Raw genomic sequence first — 21225 nt, 5'->3', positions numbered from 1 at the left:
CCGCCATCTAGCGGCCTATGACCGACACTCTCGCCGCCCCGACCTCGACTGCCGCAACGAACGGCAAGATCCCCGTCACCGTCCTGACCGGCTATCTCGGCGCGGGCAAGACGACGCTGCTGAACCGCATCCTGACCGAGGATCACGGCAAGCGCTACGCCGTCATCGTCAACGAGTTCGGCGAGATCGGCATCGACAACGACCTGGTGGTCGGCGCCGACGAGGACGTGTTCGAGATGAACAACGGCTGCGTCTGCTGCACGGTACGGGGCGACCTGATCCGTGTGGTCGCCGGCCTGATGAAGCGCCAACGTCCCGGCAAGCCCGCCTTCGACGCCATCATCGTGGAAACGACGGGCCTGGCCGACCCCGGTCCGGTGGCCCAGACCTTTTTCGTGGACGAGGACGTCAAGGCCAAGACGCAGCTGGACAGCGTCACGACCCTGGTCGACGCCAAACATGTGATGGCGCGCCTGGACGACTCCAAAGAGGCGCGCGAGCAGGTGGCCTTCGCCGATCGGATCATCCTGAACAAGGTCGATCTGGCGACGGCTGACGAACTGGACGCGGTCGAGGCGCGTCTACGGGCGCTGAACCCTCTGGCGCCCATCGTGCGAGCCGAGCGGTCGAACGTGCCGCTGGATCAGGTGCTGGGCCTGGGCGCCTTTGATCTGGAGCGCATTCTCGAGGTCAAGCCGGACTTCGTGAACCCGCCGCACGGCGCGGACGGCCATGTGCATGACGAACACTGCGGTAATGACCACCACGACCACGACCATGACCATGACCATGATCACGGGCACGACCAACATCACCACGATCACGATCACGGCGCCCATTCTCACGGAGTCAGGGGGCACGCCCACCAGGACGACATCAAGGGCATCTCCCTGTCTCTGGATCGGCCGCTGGACGGGGCCAAGTTCACCGCTTGGCTGGACCGGCTGCTGGGCGAGCAGGGTCAGAACATCCTGCGCGCCAAGGGCATCATCGACGTCAAGGGCGAGAACCGCCGCCTGGTCTTCCAGGCCGTGCACATGATCCTTGAGGGCGACCTGCAACGCGAATGGGGCGCCGCCGAACGCCGCTGGAGCCGCGCCGTCTTCATCGGCCGCGATCTGGACGAAGCCGCGCTGAAGGCGGGCTTCGAGGCCTGCGCCGCCTGATCTCAAAGGTGGACAGACAGACAAAAGGCCGGCGGAGCAATCCACCGGCCTTTTTCTTTGTTCAGCCCTTCTCGAACAACTTGTTCCAGCGGCGCTTGTCGCGGGCCTTCCAGGCGCCGCGGTGGTAGGCGTCGGAGCCGATCAGGGGGACGACCGTGGTGGCCTCGGCGAAGACCATCTGTTCGTGGGTGGTCTGGACCTTGCCCCACGAGGCCGCCTCTTTCAGCGTCGAGGACGAGCAGGCGCCGTCGCGGACGTCGGCGACGGTGATCTGGACCGCATAGCGGTGCATCTCGGCCTCGACACCCAGGATTTCGGCGCAGACGACCGTGTCCTGGGCGAAGTTCTTGGGCACGCCGCCGCCGACCATGAACAGGCCGGTGACGCCGGCGGCGATCTTGATGTCGGTCAGTTCGCGGAAGTCGGCGATGGCGTCCAGCATCAGATAGGGCTGGCCGGCGGCGGCCCGTTCCTTCTGGTGTTTCACCAGACCGAAGCCGGCCGAGCTATCGACGAAGGCCGGGCAGAAAATCGGCACGCCTTCTTCATAGGCGGTCTGGATCAACGAGCCGGGCTTTTTCGCATTACCCTCGCTCAGCCACTTGCCCATCTCCCAGATGAACTCGCGGCTGGAATAGCCGCGCGGCTCCAGCCGGTTGGCGATCTCCAGAATGGTATGGTCGCAGGCCTGGAGTTCTTCCTCGTCGATATAGGTGTCGTAGATCCGGTCGATGTAGTTGTCGCGCAGGACGTTGTCGTCCACCTCGCCGGCCGCCTGATAGTGTTTGAAGCCCAGGGCCTCGAAGAAGTCCATGTCGACGATCGAGGCGCCGGTGGCGACCACGGCGTCGACCATGCCGAACTTCACCATGTCGCGGTAGACGTGCATGCAGCCGCCGGCCGAGGTCGAACCGGCCAGGATCAGCCAGGGCGAGCAGTCCTTGTCCTCGATGGCCATCGAGAAGATGTCGGCGGCGCGGGCGGTGTCGCGAGACGAGAAGGACATCTTGCGCATCGAGTCGATGATCGGGCGCGCATCGAAGCTGGTGATGTCGACGTGCTCGACGACATTCTGCAGCAGCTGGGCCTTGGTGTTGGAGGTCATGGGTGACTCGTGAATCGTGAGGCGTGAATAGGATACGGTCAGGGATTCTGCCGTTGCTTCAGTCGCGTCGAGAGGGCGGAAAGCATGCGCCCAATCCGCTCCATCTCGGCAAGCGAGGACTGAAGTTGATCAGGCGTTAGATAGCCCAGACGCCCAGCGATTAGGAGATGCGTTTCGGCCTCGGCCAGCGATCCGCGAGCGACACCGATAAACTGGATGAACTCGCCAGTACCTTTTCTGCCTGCGCCCTCCGCGATGTTTGCGGCGACGCTGACTGCGGCTCGGCGAACCTGACTGATGAGGCCGAACCGCTCATCCGACGGCCACGAGGCCGAACAGCGGTAGATGGCCTCGACCCAGTCGAGCGACAGCTTCCAAACATCGAGATCGCGGTGGGTTCGCAAGTCGCTCATGGTTGCCAATCACGACTCACGATTCACCTCTCACGATCAGCGCAGCGTCCTATTTCCGGCGCGACTTGCGCTGACCGGCCTTACCCTTGGGGCGTGAAAGGCGCACGACCTTGCGGGCGTTCTCTTCCGCCGTGGTGCGCACGGTGGGGATGGAACGTGGAGCCAGACCGTACAGCGAGGCCATCGGAGCGTCCTCGACCGCGGCGATGTCGTGTTCGCCATAGCCATTGAAGCCCGTCGACATGGCCACGCCGTAAGCGCCCAGCATGCCGATCTCGATGAAGTCGCCTTCGCGCACATCGGCCGGCAGCCAGAAGGGCCCCGGCATATGGTCGATGGAATCGCAGGTCGGGCCGTAGAACTGGAAGGCCTTCAGCTCGCCCGCGCTTTCACCGTCCCGCACCAGCTTGGTCGGGAAGGGCCAGCGCGAGTGGGTCGCGTCGAACAGCGAACCGTAGGAGCCGTCGTTCAGATAAAGGGCATCCCCCTTGCGCAGATCGACGCGGGCCAGGATCGACGAGGATTCGGCGACCAGCGCGCGGCCGGGCTCGCACCACAGCTCGGTCGTTTCCGACACCGGCATCTCGTTGAAGCCGCGATGGATGGCGTCGGCGTATTCGCTCATGTCCGGCGGGACCATGCCCGGATAGACGGACGGGAAGCCGCCGCCGACATCGACGATATCGACGATCACGCCCGCACGGCTGATCGACCGGCCGACCTGGGCCATGGCGGCCTGATAGGCGGTCGGGCGCATGCACTGGCTGCCGACGTGGAAGGAGACGCCCATCAGGCCGTCCTTGACCGCCTGGCGCGTCGCCATCAGCAGGGCCGGCGCCTGATCCGACGACACGCCGAACTTGCCCGACAGCGTATAGGCGGCGCCGTCGGCCGAGACGGCCATGCGCACGATCAGGTTCAGGTCGTCCGCGCCGCCGGTGGCGTCGAGGATCTTGTTCAGCTCGTCGATGCAGTCGAGCGAGAAGGTGCGCACGCCGTGATCGAAATAGGCCTTAGTGATCGCAGACCGGCTCTTGACCGGATGCATGAAGGCCAGGCGCACGTCATGGCTGACCGAGCGCACCAGCTCGATCTCGGCGATGGACGCCACGTCGAAGCCGCGAACGCCGGCCTCGATCAGGGTTTCGACGACCCAGCGCGAAGGGTTGGCCTTCACAGCGTAGAAGACGTCGGCCTTTAGATTATCCTGGAACCAGCGCGCCGCTACGGAAACCGAACGCGGCCGCACGAGGGCGACGGGACGTTCAGGGGACCGCTCACGGACCAGGTCCAGGGGAAGCTGATACGTGCGCAATTCACGTAACCCCCTGCTAATTGTTAAACCCAGACCGGCGTTAGCGGCGCAGACAGGACCTACGGGGTCCGCCGGAGAGCGCGATATGGGGACGCGCGACTGTCATGTAAAGAGGTTTTTTCGTGGCGGGTCTTAGGTTTGACTGTCACAAATCCGCTCTGCGCCCTCTACGACACGATCCAGCGGCAACCTTGACCGTTCTGCGCCGTTGCGATGATCGGAGGGTTTCATGAACCGATGGCTGTTCTTTTGGCGCAAGATGCGGCGTCAGCTGTGGGTGCGCGCCACGGCCTATGCCGTCGCGGGCGTCGCCGCAGCCTTGCTGGCCGCCGCCCTGGCCCCATGGGTGCCGCAGGAGATGGCCGAGCGCCTGGGCGGCGAGTCTGTGGAATCGATCCTGACGATTCTGGCGTCCAGCCTGCTGGGCGTGGCGACCTTTTCGGTCGGCGCGATGGTCACGGCCTATACGTCCGTGTCGTCGGCGGCCAGTCCGCGCGTCGCGGCCCTGGTCACCAGCGATGACGAGACCCAGAAGTCGCTGGCGACCTTCGTCGGCGCCTTTCTCTACGCCATCGTCGCCGTCACCGCGATCAACGCCCATTATTACGGCCAGAACGGCCGGGCGATCCTGTTCCTGATCAGCCTGGCCATGGTGGGGCTGGTGGCGTTTCGCCTCCTGGCCTGGATCAACCGTCTGTCCAGCCTGGCGCGGGTCGGTCACATGATCGATCTGGTCGAGGCCAGAGCGCGCGAGGCGCTGGAACAGCGGCGCGACAATCCATTTCTGGGCGGGCGCGAGGGGCATTTGCAAAACGGCGCGGACGTGACGGCGCCGGAAACCGGCTATGTCCAGAACGTCGATCCCGATCGCCTACAGGCCATGGCCGAGAAACGGGACTGCCAGGTCGAGGTGGTCGCCGCGCCCGGCGCCTTCGTGCGACGCGGGGAGGTCCTCGCCCGGATCAGCTTGCCGGCCTGCGACAAAGAGGCCCAGGACGCCTTCTGCTCCGCCTTCGCGATCGGAGACTCGCGCTCCTATGATCAAGACCCGCGTTTCGGCCTGATCGTTCTGGGCGAGATCGCCGCCAAGGCTCTGTCGCCTGGTATCAACGATCCCGGAACGGCCATTCAGGTGGTGTCGACCGGCGTGAGGCTGATGGACATCTGGGCCCGACACGGCGGGGAAGACGAGAAGCGGACCCTGCGCGATCGCCTGATGATGCCGGGCGTCTCCGAAGACGATCTGCTCGACGATCTGTTTGGCCCGATCGCCCGTTACGGGGCCGGCGACGTTGCGGTCGCCATCAGACTGCAAAAAGGCTTGAGGGCGCTGGCCTCAATCCCTTGTCTGGCCGCACCAGTCCGGACGATGGCCGATCAGGCGCTTGAGCGATCGCGCGCCGCCTTGCCGATTCCGGCGGACTACGTCCGGGTGAAGTGTGCGGCAGAAGGCTCCTGAACGGCTCGGGTCTGGACGAGATTGCGCCCGACGTGCGATTAGGACTTGCCCGAGCGCGATTTCAGCTTATTGCGGCGCCCCTTCGCCATAGCCTCCTAGCGAGTTCATGAGTTCATCCGCAGCCGCCGCCGCCCCTGGGCTAGTCCTGGCGCGTGACGTGTCGAAGACCTTCGGATCGCGAAAGGCGCTGGACGGCGTCTCGATTTCCGTGGCCTCCGGCGAAATGGTCGCCCTGATCGGTCCGTCCGGTTCGGGCAAGTCCACCCTGCTCCGCTCCATCACCGGTCTGCAGTCGATCGACGCCGGCGCCGGTACGATCCAGGTGTTCGGCGAGACCGTGCAGAAGGACGGCCGGGTCACCGGCGCCGTGCGCAAGGCGCGCGGCAAGCTGGGCATGATCTTCCAACAGTTCAATCTGGTCGGGCGCTTGAGCCTGTTCTCCAACGTCATGCTGGGCGCGCTAGGCCGTCTGCCCGGATGGAAGGGCCTGCTGGGCCTGTGGCCCCAGGCGGACAAGGACAAGGCCATGGCGGCCCTGCACCGCGTCGGCGTCAGCGACTACGCCGCCCAGCGCGCGAACACCCTGTCCGGCGGCCAGCAGCAGCGCGGCGCCATCGCCCGCGCCATCGTGCAGGGCGCCAAGGCCATCCTGGCCGACGAACCCGTCGCCTCGCTGGACCCTGTGTCCGCCCGCAAGGTGATGGAACTGCTGGTCGAGCTGAACAAGCGCGACGGCATGGGGGTGATCGTCACCCTGCACCAGGTCGATTACGCCATCCGCTACTGCGACCGCGTCATCGCCCTGCAAGGCGGCAAGATCGTCTATGACGGCCCGTCCACGGCGCTGGACCAAAAGCGCCTGATCGAAATCTACGGTCCCGAGTTCGAGGACGCGTTCTGGGAGACCAAGGCATGAGCCTGTCGCGCATTTCCCCCACCCGCCGTCTAATCGCTGCGGCCGGCGCCGCCGTCATGATCCTGGGCCTGGCGGCCTGCGGCGGCGGCGAGGACAAGAAGGCTGCGGGCGGCGCGCCCAGCGAGATCACTTTCTCGATCCTGTCCGCCGAAGGCCAGGCCTCGGCCGGCCCGCTGTGGCAGCCGCTGCTGGACGACATGTCCAAGGCCATCGGCGTGCCGGTGAAGCCCTATTTCGGTTCGAACTACACCGTCCTGGTCGAGGCCATGCGCGGCAACCACACCCAGGTGGGCTGGTTCTCGGCCAAGCCTGAGGTCGAGGCCATCGATCGCGCCAAGGCCGAAGTCATCGCCCGCACCGTCAACCGCGAGGGTCTGGACAGCTATCAGTCGACCCTGATCGTCAAGAAGGGATCGGGCATCACGCTGGATCAGGTCATGGCGTGCGGCAAGAAGTACAACTTCGGCATCGGCGACGCCCAGTCGACGTCGGGCACCCTGGCCCCGTTGACTTTCCTGTTCAATCCGCGCGGCGTGGTCCCCAGCCAGTGCTTCAAGACCGTGCGCTCGGCGAACCACCAGGCCAATGCCTTCGGCGTGGCGACCGGCGTGATCGACGTGGCGACCTCCAACAGCGTGAACACCATCTTCATGCGCAAGGAGAACCCGCAGCTGGCCGGCCAGATCGAGGAAATCTGGACCTCGCCGCCGATCCCCGAGAGCGGCATCGTCGTGCGCGAGGACCTGGATCCGGCGGTGAAGGAAAAAATCCGCGGCTTCTTCCTGACCTATGGCCAGGGCGAAGGCGCCGAGGCCGAGCGGCAGCGCAAGGTTCTGGCGGACCTGGAATATTCCCGCTTCACCGCCGCCGACGACAGCTATCTGGACCCGATCCGCGAAATGATCGCCGACCAGAAACTGGGCGAGGCCCGCGCCAAGGGCGATACGGCCGCCGCCGCCGCCGCCGAGCGCGAGCTTCAACGCCTGCGCAGCCTGCGTGAGGTCCGGCCTTGACCGCAGTCGCGTCTCCCGCCGTCGCGATTCCGGCGGCCCCCAAGAAGTCCGCCCTCGCCTGGGTCGCCGACGTCCTGGTCTGGGGCGGCGTCGCCGCCGTCCTGCTGTACAGCATTGACGCCGTCGATCTGGGCAACATCTCGCGTCTGTTCGCCGGCAACGACAGCACCCAGCTGTTCGTCCACGACCTGCTGCGTCCCGACTTCAGCGACTGGAAGATGTTCGTCGCCAAGATGTGGGAGACGGTGCAGATCGCCCTGTGGGGCACCTTCCTGGCCGTGATTCTGGGTATCCCGCTGGGTCTGGCGGCGGCGCGCAACATCGCGCCCGTCTGGGTCGTGACGCCGGTGCGCTGGATCATGAACCTGCTGCGTTCTGTGCCGGATTTGGTGATCGGCCTGCTATTCGTCACCGCCGTGGGCCTGGGGCCTCTGGCGGGCGTCCTGGCCATCACCCTGAATACGGCCGGGGTTCTGGCCAAGCTGTTCTCGGAAGCGGTCGAGTCGATCGACAAGGGTCCGGTCGAGGGCGTGCGCGCCACCGGCGCCGGCAAGCTGCACGAGATCGTCTGGGGCGTCCTGCCTCAGGTCGCGCCGCTGTGGACCTCGTTCGCCCTGTACCGTTTCGAATCCAACAGCCGGTCCGCGACCGTGCTGGGTCTGATCGGCGCGGGCGGCATCGGCCAGGTGCTGTTCGACAGCATGAACGCCTTCGATTTCCGCGCCGTCTCGGCCATCGTCATCGTCGTCGTGGTCGCCGTGACCCTGATCGACACCCTGTCGCAGGTAATGCGCCGCCGCCTGCTGTAGCGGCGGCGGTCCCTTTCGCGGGCCCATTCTCGGGACTGTCATAATCCTCTGCTCTAAGATCGCGAAATCGATGCTCAGGGAGAGCCTTGGATGATCCGCACACTGAAACTGGCGGCTTCGGCCGCCGCCCTTCTGGCCCTGGCGGCCTGTGGCGACAACGGCGGCGGCGGCTCCGCCTCCGGCGCGCGCTCCGGCATCTGGGCGGCCGGTTCGTCGACCGTCTTCCCCTTCGCCACGCGGGTCGCCGAGACCTTCGCGCGCGGTTCGGGCGGCGCGGCGCCGCGCGTCGAATCGCTGGGCACCGGCGGCGGCATTCAGGCCTTCTGCCAGGGCGTCGGCCCGACCACCTCGGACATCGCCAACGCCTCGCGTCAGATGAAACAGTCCGAGTTCGACCTGTGCGCCAAGAACGGCGTCACCGACATCGTCGAGATCAAGATCGGCTTCGACGGCATCGTCATCGCCACTGCCCGTAACGGCAACGGCTTCAACTTCGAACTGAACGACCTGTACGAGGGCCTGGCCAAGGAAGTGCCGGGCGCCAACGGTCAATTCGTCGCCAATCCGGCCAAGACCTGGAACCAGGTCAACGCCGGCCTGCCGAACCAGCGAATCCAGGTCTATGGCCCGCCGCCCACCTCGGGCACGCGCGACGCCTTCCTGGAGCTGGGCATGACGCCGGGCGCCAAGCTGGTGCCGGCGGTCAAGGCGATCGAAGGCGACAAGGACCGGTTTGAAGGCATCGCCCACACCCTGCGCGAGGACGGCGCCTGGATCGATTCCGGCGAGAACGACAACGCCATCGTCCAGACCCTGACCCGCACGCCGGGTTCGCTGGGCGTGTTCGGCTATTCGTTCCTGGAACAGAACCTGGACACGGTGAAGGCCGAGACCATCGACGGCGTGGCCCCGACCGCCGACACCATCGCCAGCGGTGAATACCCGCTGTCGCGCAGCCTCTACATCTATGTGAAGAAGGCCCATATCGGCGTCATTCCGGGCCTGCAGCAGTTCGTGCAGGAGTTCCTGTCGGAAGGCGCCGCCGGCAAGGGCGGCTATCTGGCCGACCGCGGCCTGATCCCGCTGCCGGAAGACCAATTGCTGGCCCAGCGCGCGACCATCGCCGCCATGACGCCTATGGCCCGCCCCGCCAAGTAAGGGGGAACCCGACCGCCGTTCCGCCCCTTCTTTCGCCGGTCCGCACCGGTTAGAAGGGGCGGGATAGCTGTCAGGATGATTTGATGACCACCACGCCCGCGCGCCTGCGCAAGGCCGTACTGCCCGTCGCGGGCCTCGGCACCCGGGTCCTGCCCGGCACCAAGACGACCCCCAAAGAACTGCTGAACGTCGTCGACCGGCCGATCCTGTCCTACATCGTCGAAGAGGCGCGCGAAGCCGGGATCGAGCACATCGTCTTCGTCACCGGTCGCTCCAAGGGCGCCATCGAGGACTATTTCGATCACCAGATCGAGCTGGAAGCCCAGCTTCTGGCCAAAGGCAAGACCGACATCCTGGAAATGATGAACGCCGAACTGGCCTCGGCCGGGGAGATGAGCTTCACCCGCCAGATGCAGCCCAAGGGCCTGGGCCACGCCGTCTGGTGCGCGCGCGACATCATCGGCCACGAGCCCTTCGCCGTCATCCTGCCCGACGTCATCGTGGATTCTCAGCCCGGCGCCCTGAAGCAGTTGGCCGAGGTCTATGCCGAAACCGGCGGCAACATCATCGGCGTGGAATCCGTCCCGGAAGATCAGACCCACAAATACGGCATCGTCGATCCGGTCAGCCGCGATGGATCGCGCATCGTCATGAAGGGCATGGTCGAAAAGCCCGCCGCCGGAACCGCGCCATCCAACCTGTCGATCTCGGGCCGTTACATCCTGCAGCCGGAAATCTTCGAGCTGTTGGCGACGCAGGAAAAGGGCGCGGGCGGCGAGATCCAGCTGACCGACGCCATGGCGCGACTGATGGCGGACCAGAGCTTCACCGCCGTCGAGTATGCCGGCGTGACCCACGACTGCGGCGACAAGATCGGCCTGCTGCGCGCCAACGTCGCCCTGGCCCTGAAACGCCCTGACTTGGGCGATGCGGCCCGCCAAGCGATCGCGGGCCTGCTCTGACGCTAGGGAAGGCGGCGGGGGTTCCGGTTTACGCCCGCCCCTGCTAACCCTCCGCGCAAATCATCAGGAGACGAACCATGGCGACTTCCGAAGGCTGGAACATGCCGACCGGCGACCTCATGAAGGGCAAGAAGGGCCTGATCATGGGCGTGGCCAACTCCAGCTCCATCGCTTGGGGAATCGCCTCGCAGCTGGCCGCCCAGGGCGCCGAGCTGGCCTTCACCTATTTGGGCGAGAGCCTGGAGCGCCGTGTGCGTCCGCTGGCGGAAAGCGTCGGCGCCAAGCTGCTGATCCCGGCCGACGTCACCGACGACGCCTCGATGGATGCGGCCTTCGCAGAGCTGGAAAAGACTTTCGGCACGATCGACTTCGTCGTTCACTCAGTGGCCTTCGCCAACAAGGACGAGTTGAAGGGCAGCTTCGTGGACAACACCACGCGCGACAGCTTCCTTCTGGCCATGAACATCTCGGCCTTCAGCTTCGTGGACGTGTCCAAGCGCGCGGCCAAGCTGATGCCGAACGGCGGCAGCCTGATCACCCTCACCTATCTGGGGTCCGAGCGGGTCATTCCGAACTACAACACCATGGGCGTGGCCAAGGCGGCGCTGGAAGCGGCGACCCGCTATATCGCGCGCGACCTGGGTCCCAAGAACATCCGCGTCAACGCCATCTCGGCCGGGGCCATGCGCACCCTGTCGCTGGCAGGCATCTCGGGCGGGCGCGGCCTGCACTCCAAGTCGGCGCAGTTCTCGCTGATCAAGGAAGAGACCTCGATGGAGGGCGTCGCGGGCGCGGCCCTGTGGCTGTGTTCGGACCTGGGCCGTTCGACCACGGGCGAAGTCGTCCACGTCGATGCCGGCTTCCACGCCGTGGGCCTGCCGGAAGACATCGAGGGCTGATCAAGGAGGGCTGGATCCCAGCCTTCCGCCATCCAAAACGACGGTTTAAGGCCGGGGCATGACTGCTCCGGCCTTTTCCATGCGCACCCTGCCCGCCTCGGCCTTTTCGTCCGCCGCCGTGGCGACGGTGATCGGGTTTGGCGGGACGGTCGCCTTGGTCGTTCAGGCCGGCCAGGCCGTGGGTGCGGACGTGGGCCAGATCGGGTCAATGGTGACGGTCCTGTGCCTGGGCATCGGGGCGCCGGGCGCCTTGCTGAGCTGGCGGCTGAAGATCCCCGTCGTTCTGGCCTGGTCCACGCCGGGGGCGGCCCTGCTGGCGGTCTCGACCCTGGGCCTGTCCTGGCCGACGGCGATCGGCGCCTTCATATTCGCCGCCCTGCTGATGATCCTGACCGGCCTGATCCCGGCGCTTGGGCGGCTGGCGGCGCGGATACCGGCGGCCGTCGCCTCGGCCATGCTGGCGGGGGTGCTGCTGCCGTTCGTGCTGAGAATGTTCAAGGTCGTGCCGGACGAGACGGCCTTGGTCGTCGGGCTGATCGCGGTGTTCCTGATCTTCAGACGGCTGTGGCCGACCTGGGCGTTGCCCGCCGTGCTGGCGGCGGCCTTTGCGGTGCTGGCGATGCGGGGGCAGTTGGCCCTGCCCGCCGGGACCGACCTGTTCGGGCATCTGGAGCCGGTCGCGCCCGTCTTCGATTGGAAGGCGGCGGTCAGCCTGGGCTTTCCGTTGTTTCTGGTGACGCTGGCGGCGCAGAACCTGCCCGGGCTGGTGGTCCTGCAGAGCGCCGGCTATCCGCCGCCCGCCAACCGACTGATCCTGTCGACCGGCGTCGCCAGCCTGCTGATCGCGCCGTTCGGCGGGCATGGGGTCAATCTGGCGGCGATAACGGCGGCGATCTGCACCGGGCCGGACGCGCACCCTGACGTCGCCAAGCGCTGGATCGTGGGCATGATCTACGGCGGTCTTTATCTGGTCGTGGCTCTGCTCGCCGCGCCGCTGGCCGGGCTGTTCATCGCCATGCCGCCAGCCTTGCTCGCGGCAGTAACAGGGCTGGCGCTGATCGCGCCGCTGACCGGCGCGCTGCACAACATGATGATGGATGTCGGATCGCGCGAGGCGGCCATGCTAGCGTTTGCGGCGACGGCTTCGGGCCTGACCCTGTTCGGCGTCGGATCGGCCTTCTGGGGTCTGGTCGTTGGGTTTGCGGCGCTGGCCGCGATGCGCTGGATCAGACCGCCGGCCTGATCCAGCTGGGGGGGCTAGTCGCGCAGCGAGGCCGGGACTTGACCGCCGTTTTCGGCCAGCTTCTTCCAGACCGCCTTGGACAGGGCGATGTTCTGTTCGGCCGAGCCGTGCTCGCCGGCGTGGACGTTCAGTTCCTCGGCCAGCTCCTTGCGGGCGGCCAGGCTGGAATCCAGGTCCAGCAGTTTCAGAAGATCGACGATCGAGGTGCGCCAGTTGCCGCCGCCGCCCTTGGACGCCGCCAGATCGCTGAGGACCGCCTCGACATCGACGGGCGGCAAGGCCGGCGCGGCGGTCGGCGCCGGCGCCGCGTTCGGCGCAGGAATACCGGCCGTCGAGGCCGGCGGCGGAACGGGGGCCGCCTTCGGCTTGTGGCCCGTGATCTTGTTCCAGATCGAAGAGAAGATGCCCATCGGTCGCGCTCCTGTTGGTTGTGAGCAGACAACGCGACCGACGGGGCGAGGTTCAGATCAGTCGCGCGCCGGGATGTTGAGGCCGCGCTGGACCGCGGGGCGGGCCAAGCCGCGCTCCAGCCAAGCGGCGACGCGCGGGAAGTCGGCGAAGCCGACGATTTCGCCCGCTTCGTAGAAGCCGATCAGGTTGCGGACCCAGCCCAGGGTGGCGACATCGGCGATGGAATAGTTGCCGACAAGCCAGTCGCGGGGCTCTCCCCCTTCATTGGCAAGCCGCGTCTCCAGCACGCCCAGCAGGCGGCGGCTTTCGGCGACATAGCGGTCGCGCGGGCGCTTGTCCTCGTAGTCCTTGCCGGCGAAGCGGTGGAAGAAGCCCAGCTGGCCGAACATCGGGCCGATCGCGCCCATCTGGAACATGATCCACTGGATCGTCTCGTAGCGGGTCGCCGGGTCGGCCGAGAGCAGTTTGCCGGTCTTTTCCGCCAGATAGATCAGGATGGCGCCGGATTCGAACAGGGCCAGCGGCTTTCCGTTCGGGCCGTTCGGATCGAGGATGGCAGGGATCTTGCCGTTGGGGTTCAGCGACAAAAACTCCGGCCCCCAGGTCTCGTTCTTGGTGATGTCGATCAGGTGCGGCTCATAGGCCAAGCCGACCTCCTCCAGCATGATCGAGACCTTCACGCCGTTGGGCGTCGGCAGGGAATAGAGCTGGATACAATCGGGATGCTGGGCCGGCCAGCGTTTCGTGATCGGGAAGGCGGACAGGTCGGTCATGGCAAGCCTCTGCGGGTTTCCGCCCTTATGTTGGCGCGGTCCTCAGGCTTCGCAACAGTCATTGGCGCCATTAAATCGCGGCCTTGTGTCTGGAACCGTACAGCTAGCGATGCCAGCCTTGCCGTGACCGATCGACGGTCGCATTCAGGGGAACGCCCGATGGCGCACAAGTTCGAAGTCTATCAGGACAAGGCCGGCGAATACCGCGTCCGCTTCAAATACAATTCCGAGGTCATCTTCTCGACCGAGGGCTACGCAGACAAGTCGGGCGCCAAGCGGGCGATCGAATCGATCAAGAAGCACGTCGGCGACGCGCCCGTAGAGGACGCCTAATCGGGCTCGCGCTCGCCCACCTCGGTCGGCGGCACGGCCAGAAGCCAGCCGTCGGCCAGGTGCAGTTCCGGCGTCGCGTCCTTGGTGAAGGGCAGATACCAGGTCGGGCCGCCCGCGGCGGGCGCGATCTCCAGCATGTCGTCGGCGCCGAAGTTCTGGACCGATTTCACCGTGCCCATGACGGCGCCCGCCGTATCGCGGACCTGAACGCCCAAGAGATCGGCGAGGTAGAATTCGTCCTCGTCCGGCTCGGGGAACCGGTCGCGGGGGACGTGCAGCTTCAGGCCGCGCAGGGCGTCGGCCTGTTCCTTTGTGGCGATCTCCTTGGCGCGGCCGACGACGCCGTTCTTGTCGGGCCGCGTCGAGGTCAAGGTCAAGGCCACGGTCCCATCGGCGCGCAGCAGAGGGCCATAGGCGGTCAGGGCCAGGGGATCGGCGGTGAAGGCGGTCACCCGCACCTCGCCCCGCACGCCGAAGCCGCCGCCGATCTGGCCGACGAGGATCAATCTGCTGTCCGTGGTCATGTGTGTTCTTAACCCATGAAAAAGGCGGCGTCGAAAGACGCCGCCCTGATCATCGTCAAACCGAAAGGCTTAGCCTTCGGCCTTTTCCTCGGTCGCTTCAGCAGCGGGGGCTTCCTCGGCGGCGGCGTCAGCGGCCGGAGCTTCTTCGGCAGGCGCTTCTTCAGCAGCGGGAGCGTTCTTGGCGGCTTCGGCGGCGGCGGCGGCCTCTTCCTTGGCGCGGGCGGCGGCTTCAGCGGCCTCGACCTTGGCGGCGGCTTCGGCTTCCAGGCGGTCGGCTTCGCGCTGGGCGCGTTCGGCGGCGCGCTCTTGCGCCTTCTTGCCCGGAGCGCCCTTGTTCGGGTTGTTCGACTGCGTCCACTTGACCTTCTGGCCCAGGGTTTCGTCCTGCGACAGGAAGCGGGCGACGCGGTCGGTCGGCTGGGCGCCCTTGCCGAGCCATTCGGCGATGCGCTCGACCTTCAGGGCGACGCGCGGTTGGGCGCCGTCCTTGGGCAGCATCGGGTTGTAGCTGCCGACCTTCTCGATGAACTTGCCGTCGCGCGGCGAGTGCGAGTCGGCGATGACGATGTGGTAGTAGGGGCGCTTCTTGGCGCCGCCGCGGGCCAGACGAATCTTCAGCATTTCAGGTCTCTTTCTAGGAAGTCGTTATTTCTTGGGAGGGAAGCCCGGCAGGCCAGGAAGACCTCCCGGAAGTTGTCCGCCGCCCAGTCCGGCGAGCCGGTCCTGGATGGCTTTCAGATCGTCGGCGGAGGGTTCGGCCATCTTGCCGCCGCCCAGCGCCTTGAGGCGGGCCATGTCGGGGCCGCCGCCCATTCCGGGCATGCCGCCGCCGCCGAGGCCGCCCAGCATGGCGGCCATCTGCTGCATCTTCTTGGGTCCGCCGCGCGCCATCGACTTGACCACATCGGCCATCTGGCGGTGCTGTTTCAGAACCCGGTTCACATCCTGCACATCGACGCCGGCGCCGGCGGCGATGCGCTTCTTGCGCGAGGCGTTCAGCAGGTCGGGCTTCTTGCGCTCGGCCTTGGTCATCGAGGAGATGATCGCTTCCTGACGAAGGATCATGCGGTCGTCGATGCCGCTCTCGGCCATCTGACCCTTCATCTTGGCCACGCCGGGCAGCATGCCCATGATGCCCTGAAGCCCGCCCATCCGCTTCATCTGCTGAAGCTGGCCGGCAAGGTCATCCAGATCGAACTGACCCTTGGCCAGTTTGCGGGCCATCTTCTCGGCCTTGGCCTGGTCCAGATCCTGGCTGGCCTTTTCGACCAGGGCGACGATATCGCCCTGACCCAGGATGCGGCCGGCGACGCGACGGGCGTCGAACACGTCCAGCGCATCGACCTTTTCGCCGGCGCCCAGATATTTGATCGGCAGGCCGGTGACGGCCCGCATCGACAGCATGGCGCCGCCGCGACCGTCGCCGTCGGCGCGGGTCAGGACTAGGCCGGTCAGGGGCAGGCGCTCGTGGAAGGCCTTAGCGGTGCGGACGGCGTCCTGGCCGGTCAGGCTGTCGGCGACCAGCAGGGTCTCGACGGGCTTGGCGATGTCGGTGACCTCGGCCACCTCGTTCATCAGCCCCTCGTCCAGGGTGATGCGGCCGGCGGTGTCGAGGATCAGAACGTCGAAGCCCTGGAGTTTCGCCGATTGCAGCGCCCGGCGCGTGATCTGGACGGCGCTTTCGCCCGCCACGATCGGCAGGGTGGCGACCTCGATCTGCTTGCCCAGGGTGGCCAGCTGTTCCATCGCCGCCGGACGGCGCGTGTCCAGCGAGGCCATCATGACCTTCTTGCGATCGAACTTGGTCAGGCGCAGCGCCAGCTTGGCCGAGGTCGTGGTCTTGCCCGAGCCCTGAAGGCCGGCCATCAGCACCACGGCGGGCGGATTGGCGTTGGTGTTCAGCGGGACCGGCTCTTCGCCGCCCAGCATCTCGATCAGGCCGTCATAGACGATCTTGACCACCTGATCGGCCGGCTTGACCGAACGGATGACCTCTTCGCCGGTCGCGCGCTCGGTGGCGAAGGCGATGAATTCCTTGACGACCGGCAGGGCGACGTCGGCCTCGAGCAGGGCCACGCGCACTTCGCGCATCGCCTCGGCGACATCCTTTTCGGACAGGGCGCCGCGCCCGGTGATCCGGTCAAAGACGCCTGTCAGCCGCTCGTTCAGAGCCTCGAACATTCACTACCTCATAGCGACGGGTGAAACGGCTCCATACGACAACGGCCCCCGGCGACGATCACGTCGGCGGAGGGTTCTCGCCAGGCTCGTCTCATCGAAATGAGGGTCGTCCCGGTGGAGACGCAGGTTCACTTGCGTCGGAAGCGGCGGCTTATGGCGGAAAAACCTTACAAAGGCAACCGGAGCGATCCGGTCACGCTATAAGAGCCAATATCGGCGCAGGGATTTAGCGGATTGTCATCATCGTGCTAAGAGCCGCGCCCTTTATAGGGGCGGCGCTGTCGCCAGGGTTTCAGACTTCGGGAGAAGCACAGATGAGCAAGGTGCTGGTTATCGGCGCAGGCGGCGTCAGTTCGGTGGCCGTCCACAAGATGGCGATGAACGCGGACATCTTCTCGCATATCACCCTGGCGAGCCGCACCAAGTCCAAGTGCGATGCGATCGCCCAGTCCGTAAAGTCGCGCTTCGGCGTCGACATCGACACGGCGACCATCGACGCCGACGACGTGGCGGCGACCACGGCGCTGATCCAGCAAGTGCAGCCCGAACTGGTCGTGAACCTGGCTCTGCCCTATCAGGACCTGTCGATCATGGACGCCTGCCTGGCCGCCGGCGTCGACTATCTGGACACCGCCAACTACGAGCCGCGCGATGAGGCCAAGTTCGAATACAAGTGGCAGTGGGCCTATCAGGACCGTTTCAAGGACGCCGGCCTGATGGCGCTGCTGGGTTCGGGCTTCGACCCCGGCGTGACCTCGGTCTTCACCACCTACATCAAGAAGCACCTGCTGGATTCCATCGAGACGCTGGACATCCTGGACTGCAACGGCGGCGACACCGGCCTGCCCTTTGCGACCAACTTCAATCCCGAGATCAACCTGCGCGAAGTGACGGCGAACTCGCGTCACTGGGAGAACGGCCAGTGGGTCGAAGGCCCGGCGCTGAGCCACAAACAGACCTTCGACTTCGAGGGCGTGGGTCCCAAGAACATGTACCTCATGTACCATGAGGAGCTGGAATCGCTGGCGAAGTTCTATCCCGAGATCAAGCGCATCCGCTTCTGGATGACGTTCGGCGACAGCTATCTGAAGCACCTCGAAGTGCTGGAAAACATCGGCATGACCTCAATCGAGCCGATGCAGTTCCAGGGCCGCGAGATCATTCCGATCGAGTTCCTGAAGGCCCTGCTGCCCGAGCCGGCCTCGCTAGGTCCGATCACCAAGGGCAAGACCAACATCGGCGTCATCGCCACCGGCCTGAAGGACGGGGTCAAGAAGACGGTCTACGTCAACAATATCTGCGACCACGAAGAGGCCTATGCCGAGACCGGCAACCAGGCCGTCAGCTACACAACCGGCGTGCCGGCCATGATCGGCGCGGCCCTGATGGTGACCGGCCAGTGGAAGGGCGATGGCGTGTTCAACATGGAGCAGCTGGACCCCGACCCCTTCATGGACATGCTGAACAAGCACGGCCTGCCGTGGAAGGTTCAGGATTTGGACGCCCCTCTGGACTTCTGATCGGACCGACTGAATGCAGACCCAGGCCGGCGATCCGGGTGCCTTTGCGCATTTCGACCTGAACCGCGTCGCCTCGCCCGCCTTCGTGGTGGACGAGGCGGCCATCCGTCGCAATCTGTCCGTGCTGAAGGGCGTGCGCGACGGGGCGGAGGCGCGCGTGCTTCTGGCGCTGAAGGCGTTTTCGATGTGGTCGCTGGCCGATGTGGTCGGCGAATACCTCGACGGGGTCTGCGCCTCGGGTCTGTGGGAGGCGCGGCTGGCGCGCGAGTTCTACAAGGGCGAGCTCACCACCTATTCGCCGGCCTATACGGCGCAGGACCTGCCCGAGATCCTGCGTCTGTCGGATCACGTCATCTTCAACAACCCGGCCCAGATCGCCCGTTTCGCCGACCTGATCGCCAAGGCGCGGGCTGAAGGGCAGGTGTTCGAGATCGGCCTGAGGCTGAACCCCGAACATTCCGAAGGCGAGGTCGCCAAATACGACCCGGCCCAGCCTTGTTCGCGCCTGGGCTTTCCGGTGTCGCAACTGACGGCCGACCATCTGATCGGCGTCGATGGTCTGCACATCCATGCGCTGTGCGAGCAGGACTTCCAGCCGCTGTCGCGCATCTGGGCGGCGGTGGAGCCCAAGCTGGCGCCGCTGCTGGGCGGGATCAAATGGTTGAACCTGGGCGGGGGGCACCACATCACCCGCGCCGACTATCAGACCGACGATCTGATCGCCTTCGTGCGCGATCTGCAGGCCAGGCACGGAGTTCAGGTCTATCTGGAGCCGGGCGAGGCCGTGGCGCTGGACGCCGGCATCCTGATCGGCGAGGTGCTGGACGTGTTCGACAACGGCATGCCCATCGGCATCACCGACATCTCGGCGACTTGCCATATGCCCGATGTGATCGAGGCGCCCTATCGCCCCGCGCTGCTGAAAGAGTCCGAACATGGGGTGACGGTGCGGCTGGGCGGGCCGTCGTGCCTGGCCGGGGACATCATCGGCGACTACGTCTTCGCCGAGCGGCCGACGCCGGGGACGCGGATCGCGTTTCTGGACCAGGCCCACTATTCGATGGTGAAGACCAATACCTTCAACGGCGTGCCGCTGCCGTCCATCGTGCTGTGGAACTCCCAGACGGATGCGCTGAGAACGGTGCGCGAGTTCGACTATTCGGCCTTCCGCGACCGTCTGTCGTAGGCGCAAGAAAAAGGGCGGCTCGCGCCGCCCCTTCCCACCTCATTCTTCTTTCGGTTCGTCCGCCGTCGGTTCGGCGTCGGGCTTGGGCGTCGAGCCCGGCTCGGTGACGACGATGCCTTCGGGCGGGGGCGGCAGTTTCGACAGGTCGCCGCCGGCGCGCAGGACGTCCAGCGCGCGCTGAAGCTGATAGTCCTTTTCCTTGTCGAACTTGTCGCCCGGGGCTTCGCGGGGGGTGTGCGGCCCCTTGCGCTCGGCGCCGATGGAGGCGTCCAGGGCCGTGGCGTAGGCGGCCTCAGAATAGATGAAGCTGGAGCGCGAGACGATGCGGGCCTCTGCCTCGTTGCGGGCGACTTCCAGATCCGGCTCGATGCCGATCTTTTGGATCGAGGCGCCCGAGGGGGTGTAGTAGCGCGCGGTCGTGATCGACAAGGCGCCGTCCTGACCCTGACGCAGCGGGATCACGGTCTGCACCGAACCCTTGCCGAAGCTGGTCAGGCCCACGATGGTTGCGCGCTGATGATCCTTCAGGGCGCCGGCGACGATTTCCGACGCCGAGGCCGAGCCGTAGTTGACCAGGACGACCAGCGGCAGGCCGCCGGTGACGTCGCCGGGTTTGGCGGAATAGCGCTGGATCTGCTCGGGCTTGCGGCCCCGCTGGCTGACGATCTCGCCGCGTTCCAGGAAGGCGTCGGAGACGTCGATGGCGGCGTTCAGCAGGCCGCCGCCATTGTTGCGCAGGTCCAGGACATAACCCTTCACGCCCGGCTTCTCGGCCTTGATCTTGGCGATGGCCTCGTTCAGCTCGCGGCCGGTGTTTTCGTTGAAGGTCGAGACGCGCAAGTAACCGAAGTCGCCCTCGACCCGGCCGGTGACCGACTGAACCTTGATGACCTCGCGGGTCAGGGTCACTTCCAGCGGATCGGAGCCGTCGCGCAGGAAGGTCACCTTGACGCTGGTGCCCACCGCGCCGCGCAGCTTTTCGGACACCTGGCTGACCGTCAGGCCCGCCGCGTTCTGGCCCTCGATCGAAGAGATCACGTCGCCGGCCTGGACCCCGGCCTTGGCGGCGGGGCTGTCGTCCATCGGCGAAATGACCTTCACCATGCCGCCGTCGGCGCTGATGGTCAGGCCGACGCCCGAATACTGACCCTCGGTGCGCTCGCGCAGATCGTCGTAGTTGGAGGGCGGCAGATAGTTGGAGTGCGGGTCCAGCGCCGTCATCATGCCGGCCAGCGCGGCCTCGATCAGCTTCTTGTTGTCGACCGGGACGACGTAGGCCTGCTCGACGATGCCCACCACGTCGCCAAACAGCTCCAGCATGCGGAAGGTTTCGTTTCGCGGGGTCTGGCTGCTGACAGCAGCGGCGGATCCGCCGAGCACCAGAGCGGCGCAGCCGACGAGGAGCAGTTTACGCATTCGGTCTCTTTCGGTCGGGCCGATCACTGTGGGCGCCCGTAGGTAGGTTAAGGCCCCGTCCTCACGACCAAATCGTGGCGACGCGGCGTCCCGCCGATAAAATCAGCGTCAGACGAGAATGCAAAGGACTATTGCGGGTTCAACGCAACCACGGTCCCGGATCGATCGGCCGTTCGTCGCGGCGCAGTTCGAAATAGACATCGCCGTCCGGGCCGCTGCGCCCTAGGGTCTGGCCGTCCGAAACTCGGGCGTCCGGGCCCACATCGACGCTTTCCAGGCCGGCGATGACGGCGCGCCAGCCGGGACCGAGGTCCAGCACCACCACATTGCCCCACCCCGTCAGCGGCCCGGCGTAGGCGACCTTGGCGTCGGCGGGCGCGATGACGGCCGCGCGGTCGGCCCGCCAGCGCCAGCCGGAGGTTC

At 66.1% G+C, this 21225-nt stretch carries 22 protein-coding genes; 12 read left to right on the top strand and 10 right to left on the bottom strand.

All coding sequences use genetic code 11. The features are described 5' to 3' along the window. Nucleotides 1-17 precede the first annotated feature (17 nt). Complete coding sequence (locus B3T77_RS05460; RefSeq protein WP_165114028.1) at nucleotides 18-1166, top strand: CobW family GTP-binding protein; 1149 nt, start codon at nucleotides 18-20, stop codon at nucleotides 1164-1166. Nucleotides 1167-1227: 61 nt separating this feature from the next. Here the strand turns inward: B3T77_RS05460 and B3T77_RS05455 are convergent, their stop codons facing one another. The 3 genes from B3T77_RS05455 to B3T77_RS05445 are packed head-to-tail and all read right to left on the bottom strand — an operon-like array spanning nucleotide 1228 to nucleotide 3999. Then, the gene (locus B3T77_RS05455; RefSeq protein ID WP_292078009.1) at nucleotides 1228-2271 is read right to left on the bottom strand and encodes a 1,9-bis(guanidino)-5-aza-nonane synthase; all 1044 of its coding nucleotides are present in this window, start codon (nucleotides 2269-2271) and stop codon (nucleotides 1228-1230) included. Nucleotides 2272-2309: 38 nt separating this feature from the next. Continuing rightward, nucleotides 2310-2684 (bottom strand): four helix bundle protein, encoded by a 375-nt coding sequence (locus tag B3T77_RS05450; RefSeq protein WP_292078008.1) that lies wholly within the window; start codon nucleotides 2682-2684, stop codon nucleotides 2310-2312. 49 nt (nucleotides 2685-2733) lie between these two features. After that, nucleotides 2734-3999 (bottom strand): type III PLP-dependent enzyme, encoded by a 1266-nt coding sequence (locus B3T77_RS05445; RefSeq protein ID WP_039245976.1) that lies wholly within the window; start codon nucleotides 3997-3999, stop codon nucleotides 2734-2736. 229 nt (nucleotides 4000-4228) lie between these two features. Here B3T77_RS05445 and B3T77_RS05440 point away from each other — a divergent pair, with 229 nt between their 5' ends. The 8 genes from B3T77_RS05440 (at nucleotide 4229) to B3T77_RS05405 (ending at nucleotide 12458) form a co-directional block, all read left to right on the top strand. After that, nucleotides 4229-5458, top strand: a complete 1230-nt coding sequence (locus tag B3T77_RS05440) for a DUF2254 domain-containing protein (RefSeq protein WP_292078005.1) — start codon at nucleotides 4229-4231, stop codon at nucleotides 5456-5458. Nucleotides 5459-5564: 106 nt separating this feature from the next. Then, a complete protein-coding gene (gene phnC / locus B3T77_RS05435) occupies nucleotides 5565-6374 on the top strand; it encodes a phosphonate ABC transporter ATP-binding protein (RefSeq protein ID WP_055808912.1) in 810 nt (269 codons plus the stop codon). After that, nucleotides 6371-7387, top strand: coding sequence for a phosphate/phosphite/phosphonate ABC transporter substrate-binding protein (gene phnD / locus B3T77_RS05430; RefSeq protein ID WP_066554060.1), 1017 nt, complete (start codon nucleotides 6371-6373; stop codon nucleotides 7385-7387). Before phnC ends, phnD begins: the two co-directional genes overlap by 4 nt. After that, a complete protein-coding gene (phnE, locus tag B3T77_RS05425; RefSeq protein WP_045809538.1) occupies nucleotides 7384-8196 on the top strand; it encodes a phosphonate ABC transporter, permease protein PhnE in 813 nt (270 codons plus the stop codon). Before phnD ends, phnE begins: the two co-directional genes overlap by 4 nt. A 90-nt stretch (nucleotides 8197-8286) precedes the next feature. After that, a complete protein-coding gene (locus B3T77_RS05420) occupies nucleotides 8287-9354 on the top strand; it encodes a substrate-binding domain-containing protein (protein ID WP_292077999.1) in 1068 nt (355 codons plus the stop codon). 83 nt (nucleotides 9355-9437) lie between these two features. After that, the gene (gene galU, locus B3T77_RS05415; protein ID WP_292077995.1) at nucleotides 9438-10316 is read left to right on the top strand and encodes a UTP--glucose-1-phosphate uridylyltransferase GalU; all 879 of its coding nucleotides are present in this window, start codon (nucleotides 9438-9440) and stop codon (nucleotides 10314-10316) included. A 101-nt stretch (nucleotides 10317-10417) separates the two neighbouring features. Beyond that, nucleotides 10418-11215 carry an enoyl-ACP reductase FabI gene (locus B3T77_RS05410; RefSeq protein ID WP_169802112.1) on the top strand — a complete coding sequence of 266 codons (798 nt, stop codon included), beginning with the start codon at nucleotides 10418-10420 and terminating at the stop codon, nucleotides 11213-11215. Nucleotides 11216-11273: 58 nt separating this feature from the next. Beyond that, on the top strand, nucleotides 11274-12458 hold the full coding sequence (locus B3T77_RS05405; protein ID WP_292077994.1) for a benzoate/H(+) symporter BenE family transporter: 1185 nt from the start codon (nucleotides 11274-11276) through the stop codon (nucleotides 12456-12458). 14 nt (nucleotides 12459-12472) lie between these two features. Here B3T77_RS05405 and B3T77_RS05400 read toward each other — a convergent pair whose 3' ends face one another. Together B3T77_RS05400 and B3T77_RS05395 are read right to left on the bottom strand one after the other, a co-directional pair. Continuing rightward, nucleotides 12473-12868 carry a DUF3597 family protein gene (locus B3T77_RS05400; protein WP_039245841.1) on the bottom strand — a complete coding sequence of 132 codons (396 nt, stop codon included), beginning with the start codon at nucleotides 12866-12868 and terminating at the stop codon, nucleotides 12473-12475. Between the two features lie 57 nt (nucleotides 12869-12925). Next, nucleotides 12926-13642, bottom strand: coding sequence for a glutathione S-transferase N-terminal domain-containing protein (locus B3T77_RS05395; protein ID WP_292077987.1), 717 nt, complete (start codon nucleotides 13640-13642; stop codon nucleotides 12926-12928). Between the two features lie 159 nt (nucleotides 13643-13801). Here B3T77_RS05395 and B3T77_RS05390 point away from each other — a divergent pair, with 159 nt between their 5' ends. Beyond that, complete coding sequence (locus B3T77_RS05390) at nucleotides 13802-13975, top strand: YegP family protein (RefSeq protein WP_112862816.1); 174 nt, start codon at nucleotides 13802-13804, stop codon at nucleotides 13973-13975. Here the strand turns inward: B3T77_RS05390 and rimM are convergent. The 3 genes from rimM to ffh all read right to left on the bottom strand — a co-directional run bounded on the left by rimM (nucleotide 13972) and on the right by ffh (nucleotide 16680). Then, nucleotides 13972-14499: a ribosome maturation factor RimM gene (gene rimM, locus B3T77_RS05385; protein WP_292077984.1), complete on the bottom strand. Its 528-nt coding sequence runs from the start codon at nucleotides 14497-14499 to the stop codon at nucleotides 13972-13974. The two genes, B3T77_RS05390 and rimM, sit on opposite strands and share 4 nt — an antisense overlap. 69 nt (nucleotides 14500-14568) lie before the next feature. Next, on the bottom strand, nucleotides 14569-15120 hold the full coding sequence (rpsP, locus tag B3T77_RS05380) for a 30S ribosomal protein S16 (RefSeq protein ID WP_165114081.1): 552 nt from the start codon (nucleotides 15118-15120) through the stop codon (nucleotides 14569-14571). Between the two features lie 24 nt (nucleotides 15121-15144). Further along, nucleotides 15145-16680, bottom strand: coding sequence for a signal recognition particle protein (gene ffh / locus B3T77_RS05375; RefSeq protein ID WP_292077977.1), 1536 nt, complete (start codon nucleotides 16678-16680; stop codon nucleotides 15145-15147). A 314-nt stretch (nucleotides 16681-16994) separates the two neighbouring features. Between ffh and B3T77_RS05370 the strand changes: the two genes are divergently transcribed. Then, on the top strand, nucleotides 16995-18200 hold the full coding sequence (locus B3T77_RS05370; protein WP_292077973.1) for a saccharopine dehydrogenase family protein: 1206 nt from the start codon (nucleotides 16995-16997) through the stop codon (nucleotides 18198-18200). A 13-nt stretch (nucleotides 18201-18213) separates the two neighbouring features. Beyond that, nucleotides 18214-19386 (top strand): carboxynorspermidine decarboxylase, encoded by a 1173-nt coding sequence (locus B3T77_RS05365; RefSeq protein WP_292077968.1) that lies wholly within the window; start codon nucleotides 18214-18216, stop codon nucleotides 19384-19386. A 39-nt stretch (nucleotides 19387-19425) separates the two neighbouring features. Here B3T77_RS05365 and B3T77_RS05360 read toward each other — a convergent pair whose 3' ends face one another. Beyond that, nucleotides 19426-20802, bottom strand: a complete 1377-nt coding sequence (locus B3T77_RS05360) for a S41 family peptidase (RefSeq protein WP_292077965.1) — start codon at nucleotides 20800-20802, stop codon at nucleotides 19426-19428. 139 nt (nucleotides 20803-20941) lie between these two features. Beyond that, a partial coding sequence (locus B3T77_RS05355) for a murein hydrolase activator EnvC family protein (RefSeq protein ID WP_292077963.1) occupies nucleotides 20942-21225 on the bottom strand: 284 nt, incomplete at its 5' end.

The organism is Brevundimonas sp. UBA7838 (assembly GCF_002500885.1).
Classification (GTDB): Bacteria; Pseudomonadota; Alphaproteobacteria; order Caulobacterales; family Caulobacteraceae; genus Brevundimonas; species Brevundimonas vesicularis_C.
Note: the sequence above shows the minus strand (reverse complement) of the source record. Positions and strands in the feature narration are given on the sequence as shown.